A 4,408-nucleotide genomic window follows, 5' to 3' on the forward strand; every position below is an offset into this window, starting at 1 on the left:
TTTGGCATTGGGCCCTCGGCGCTGACGGAGGCCATGGGCATGCTCAACCACCATTTCGCAGCAGCCGCCTGATCGGCGCAGAGCGACAGCCTACCTCTGACTGCCGCCAATCTTTGCAACAGAGCCGTCGCCTGTTCTTCCACATGCTCGCTGCGATCGCGGAGTTCGAACACGACCTCATCGTCGAACGCACCCACGACGGCCTCGCGGCCGCCCGCGCCCGGGGCCGGAAGGGCGGCCCGAAGTTCAAGATGACGCCGACGAAGATCCGGCAGGCCCGGGCGATGTACGACGAGGGCGGCCACACCGTCCAAGAGATTGCCGACACGTTCGGAGTGTCCCGGCCCACGATCTACCGGCACCTGGCCGAGCACGTCGAGCGGTCCTAACGAGGAATCATGGCGCACCTCAGCGATCGGCAGAAAGCCGAGCTTGTGCGCCAACACCAGGACGGGGTGCCGTGGACGCGCATTGCGGAACACTCCGGCGTCGCCGTACGGACCCTGCAACGCTGGGCAGCCCGGATGGAAACGGGACAGCTCTCACGGGCACCTCGCAGCGATAAGGGTTCGAGGCACATCGACGCCGAGCTGGTGAAGGCGATTGAGGCGCTTGCTGTGCGGCGACCCGCGCCGACGATCGCGTATATCCACCGCCGCATCGGTGATATCGCCAGGGGCCGAGGACTATCCGTCCCGGGGTACACCACGGTCCGCGAAATCGTGCACGCGCTCGACCCGGGCCTGACCGCTCTCGCGGACGGCAGGGACGCGGCCTATCGAGACAAGTTCGAGCTGGTCTACCGCCGCACAACCTCTGCGCCGAATGAACAGTGGCAGATGGACCACACTCTGCTCGATGTGATGATTCTCGATGACCGGCAGCAGGCCGTCCGCCCCTGGCTCACGATCGTGCTCGACGACTACTCACGAGCGATCGCGGGCTACGCGGTCAGCGTCTCAGCACCCACGGCCGAGCATTCCGCATTGGCTTTCCACCAGGCCGTCGCTCGGAAACGAAACCCGAAGTGGGTGGTGTCGGGCCTCCCGGACATCCTCTACAGCGATCACGGGTCCGATTTCACCTCGACCAGGATCGAGCACGTGTGCCTCGACGTGCACGTGCGCTTGATTCACTCACGGATCGGCGTCCCACAGGGGCGCGGCAAGATCGAACGGTTCTACCGAACGATCACGACCGAGCTGCTGCCGCACCTGCCCGGCTTCATCCCGCACGGCACCGGTGGATCGCCCATCACCGAACCCAGGTTGACCTTGCACCAGCTCGATGACGTTCTCGAGCGATTCATCGTCGACGAATACAACGAACGCATCCACTCATCGACGGGTGCTGCCCCGCACGAGCGATGGCGCAGCGACAGTTTCATCCCTCGAACACCCGCTCGCCCGGAAGACATCGATCTGCTTCTACTCACCGCAGCGACGCCCCGCCGTGTGCAACGCGACGGGATCCGTTTCGCCTCGACCCGATACATCTCACCAGTCCTCGCCGCATACGTCGGGGAAGACGTCACGGTGCGGTACGACCTCCGCGACCTCGGAGAGATACGAATCTTCCACGACAACGCATTCCTCTGCCGCGCAATTTCCCCCGAACGCTCCTCGGAAACCGTCTCTTTTGCTGATCTGCAAACCGCGAGGAACGCGCGGCGTCGCGCTCTGAAGCAGCAACTCCGCGAGCTCACCGCTCATGCGGGTTCCCTTCCCGAAGACACGCGCCACCGTCCCGAGATCGCAACGGCCCCCGACAGAACCCCCGACCAGCCCGCGACACTTCCCGCGCGACACGGATTGAGGACATATGCCAGTGACTGATCCAGACAGCACGCCCCGGTCTCTTCTTTTCACGCCTGACGATGACGGACGCCGATTCCTCAACGGTCATTTCGACGAGTTCACCGATGCGCCTCCGCCCCTCGCGGACACTTTGCCCGCATTCATTACCACACGTGAGCACCGACGGTTTACAGAGTTCGCGGATACCGTCCGATCGCACCGCTACATCGGCCTCTGCTACGGACCACCCGGCGTCGGGAAGACACGCTCCGCACGCAACTACGCCGGTACAGACGAATGGGAGCAGTGGTACCCGCTCTCCCGCGGCAAGGGCTCACTGCCGCCCGTGCCCGAGGCCGTGCAACGAAGCCGCACGGCATTCTTCACACCCACGGTCGCCGCGACCATCAAGCAAATCGATCAAGGCCTGCCCCGGGCCTGCCAGCACATCTCCTGGGCCATCGACTACGCCGAACACGGGCACGTTGATCCTTTCGTTCACGCCGAGTCCCAACACAGCGGAAACACCGAACTGCTCATCATCGACGAAGCCGACCGACTCAAAACCGCCGGCCTCGAACAAGTCCGCGACTTCTACGACCGCCACCGGATGGGCGTCATCCTCATCGGCATGCCCGGCCTCGAAAAACGGCTCGCCCGCTACCCCCAGCTCTACAGCCGCATCGGCTTCGCTCACGAGTACCGGGCGCTACGCAGTGACGAGCTCACCGCCGTTGTCGCGCAGCGCCTCCCGGACCCCGACCCAGACGACTCCGGTCTCGCGCACACCGCAGCTCTCGCCGCAATCGTCCGCGCCACCAACGGAAACTTCCGTCTCGCCGACAGACTCGTCACCCAGATCAACCGCATACTCGACATCAACAAGCAGACACGCCTCATCCCAGAGGCCGTCGACGCCGCCCAAGAAGCACTCCTCATCGGACGGTAAGCGGCGTGGGAAACACGACATTCATCGCCGCGATTCACAACGCATACCGGGGACCTCGACGAACCGCACACCGAAAACGATCGTTTACGGCTGAGTCCGCAGCTGAGTTGACCTACCATACGTATGGTAGGTATATTTGAAATGTGCCAACCAAAATCGAACTTCTCGATCACGCAGTTGAAGTCCTTCGCCGCGGCGATGCCCTCGCCCTCGATGCAGTCGCTCGCGAGGCGGGGTTGACGAAGCCCGGGGTGGTCCACCATTTCGGCACGAAAGAAGTTCTCACTGTCGCAGTCGTGAACCGCATTATCGACCGCTGGGAAGCGGATCTGCATACTCGGGCCTCGACGGATGCCGAGCCGATCGACAAGCTGCGCGCGTACGTCGACTACGCACTCAACGGCGACTTCGACTCCAGCGATCTCGCCCTGCTCGCGGACGTGAACCTGCGGGAGCGGTTGTCTGCTCTGTGGGCTGAACGCCTCACCCCGTGGCTCGGCAGCGACATCGACACTGACCCGGCGAGCCGCGCATCACTTCGCGCCGCCCGCCTGCTGGCTGACGGCGCATGGTTCAACACTGCCCTCGGCATCCCCACTGTCCGTGACGACGAACGATCCGTCCTGCGCGCGATCGCCCTGCAACTCGTGAATGAAGGAGACCCCCAGTGACCAACAAAGCCAAAGGCTGGCTGTTCCTCATCGGCGCGATCGCCGCAGAGGTCACCGGCTCACTATCCCTCAAGGGGGCGCTGGACTCACCCGCCCTCTATGCACTCGTCGCAGCCGGCTACATCGGCGCCTTCGTGTTCCTCAGCCTCGTGCTGCGCACCGGCATGGCCCTCGGCGTCGCATACGGCATCTGGGGAGCCTCCGGGGTCGCACTGACGGCGCTCCTCTCCCTCATCATCTTCGGCGAACCGCTCACGCTCTTGATGGGCATCGGCATCGTCGTCGTCATCGCCGGAGTGCTCTGCGTCGAACTCGGCGCGCAGGCCGGTCACAAGAAGAAGGCAGAGGTCGCGTGATGGTCTGGCTGTTCCTCATCGGCGCAATCATCTTCGAGGTCGTCGGCACTCTGTCGCTCCGTATGGCGGTCGACAAGAAGCGCTGGTACGTCGGCGTGGCCGTGGGCTACGTCCTCGCATTCACCATGCTCAGCCTCGCCCTCGCCGGCGGAATGGCGCTCGGCGTCGCATACGGCATCTGGGCTGCATCCGGCGTCGCTCTCACGGCCATCCTCAGCAAGTTCCTGTTCAAAGAGCCATTCACCTGGCTGATGGGCCTCGGCATCGTCCTCATCGTCGGTGGCGTTCTCTGCATTGAACTCGGAGCCGTCCACTAACCCGGCGATCGTTTACAGCGGGGCTACCAAACGTCGGTCGGGTCAGAGATTCGCTGACATGCTCCCTGCCATATCCAGCACCGCAGCTTGTCGCCGTCGATCGTCACCTGGACGCCCACGGCGTCGGCCGTCCAACGTTTCACCTGGACGACGCACCGGACGTTCGTATCCCCGAACTGGAGCCAGGCGTGAGGCTCTGTTGCAAAAATCGTGAAGCTTGAGCATGCTTGGCGGAGATTGGACGGACGGAACGATGACGGATTTCAAGTGGCGCCATTTCCAGGGTGATGTGATCCTGTGGGCGGTGCGCTGGTATTGT

General features: G+C 63.7%; 6 protein-coding genes. All 6 read left to right on the top strand.

Annotated features, from left to right (window positions below; genetic code table 11):
* The first annotated feature begins 143 nt into the window (after positions 1 to 143).
* The 6 genes from L6963_RS11590 to L6963_RS11615 all read left to right on the top strand — a co-directional run bounded on the left by L6963_RS11590 (position 144) and on the right by L6963_RS11615 (position 4,089).
* Entirely contained in the window at positions 144 to 389 is a 246-nt protein-coding gene (locus L6963_RS11590; protein ID WP_082714155.1) for a helix-turn-helix domain-containing protein, read from the top strand.
* A 9-nt stretch (positions 390 to 398) separates the two neighbouring features.
* Entirely contained in the window at positions 399 to 1,835 is a 1,437-nt protein-coding gene (locus tag L6963_RS11595) for a Mu transposase C-terminal domain-containing protein (protein WP_060920705.1), read from the top strand.
* Positions 1,822 to 2,745, top strand: a complete 924-nt coding sequence (locus L6963_RS11600; RefSeq protein WP_060920706.1) for an AAA family ATPase — start codon at positions 1,822 to 1,824, stop codon at positions 2,743 to 2,745. The genes L6963_RS11595 and L6963_RS11600 overlap by 14 nt, the downstream gene beginning before the upstream one ends.
* A 143-nt stretch (positions 2,746 to 2,888) precedes the next feature.
* Entirely contained in the window at positions 2,889 to 3,416 is a 528-nt protein-coding gene (locus L6963_RS11605) for a TetR/AcrR family transcriptional regulator (protein ID WP_237197832.1), read from the top strand.
* Positions 3,413 to 3,772: a DMT family transporter gene (locus L6963_RS11610; protein WP_237197834.1), complete on the top strand. Its 360-nt coding sequence runs from the start codon at positions 3,413 to 3,415 to the stop codon at positions 3,770 to 3,772. The genes L6963_RS11605 and L6963_RS11610 overlap by 4 nt, the downstream gene beginning before the upstream one ends.
* Positions 3,772 to 4,089 (top strand): DMT family transporter, encoded by a 318-nt coding sequence (locus L6963_RS11615; protein WP_046746591.1) that lies wholly within the window; start codon positions 3,772 to 3,774, stop codon positions 4,087 to 4,089. Before L6963_RS11610 ends, L6963_RS11615 begins: the two co-directional genes overlap by 1 nt.
* Positions 4,090 to 4,408: the final 319 nt, after the last annotated feature.

It is taken from the genome of Rothia nasimurium, from assembly GCF_928392795.1.
GTDB lineage: Bacteria > Actinomycetota > Actinomycetes > Actinomycetales > Micrococcaceae > Rothia > Rothia nasimurium_F.

Excerpts from the sequence above, each read along its gene's own strand:
- L6963_RS11590 (WP_082714155.1), top strand. The coding sequence starts at position 144 with ATGCTCGCTGCGATCGCGGAGTTCGAACACGACCTCATCGTCGAACGC.
- L6963_RS11595 (WP_060920705.1), top strand. The coding sequence starts at position 399 with ATGGCGCACCTCAGCGATCGGCAGAAAGCCGAGCTTGTGCGCCAACAC.
- L6963_RS11600 (WP_060920706.1), top strand. The coding sequence starts at position 1,822 with ATGCCAGTGACTGATCCAGACAGCACGCCCCGGTCTCTTCTTTTCACG.
- L6963_RS11615 (WP_046746591.1), top strand. The coding sequence starts at position 3,772 with ATGGTCTGGCTGTTCCTCATCGGCGCAATCATCTTCGAGGTCGTCGGC.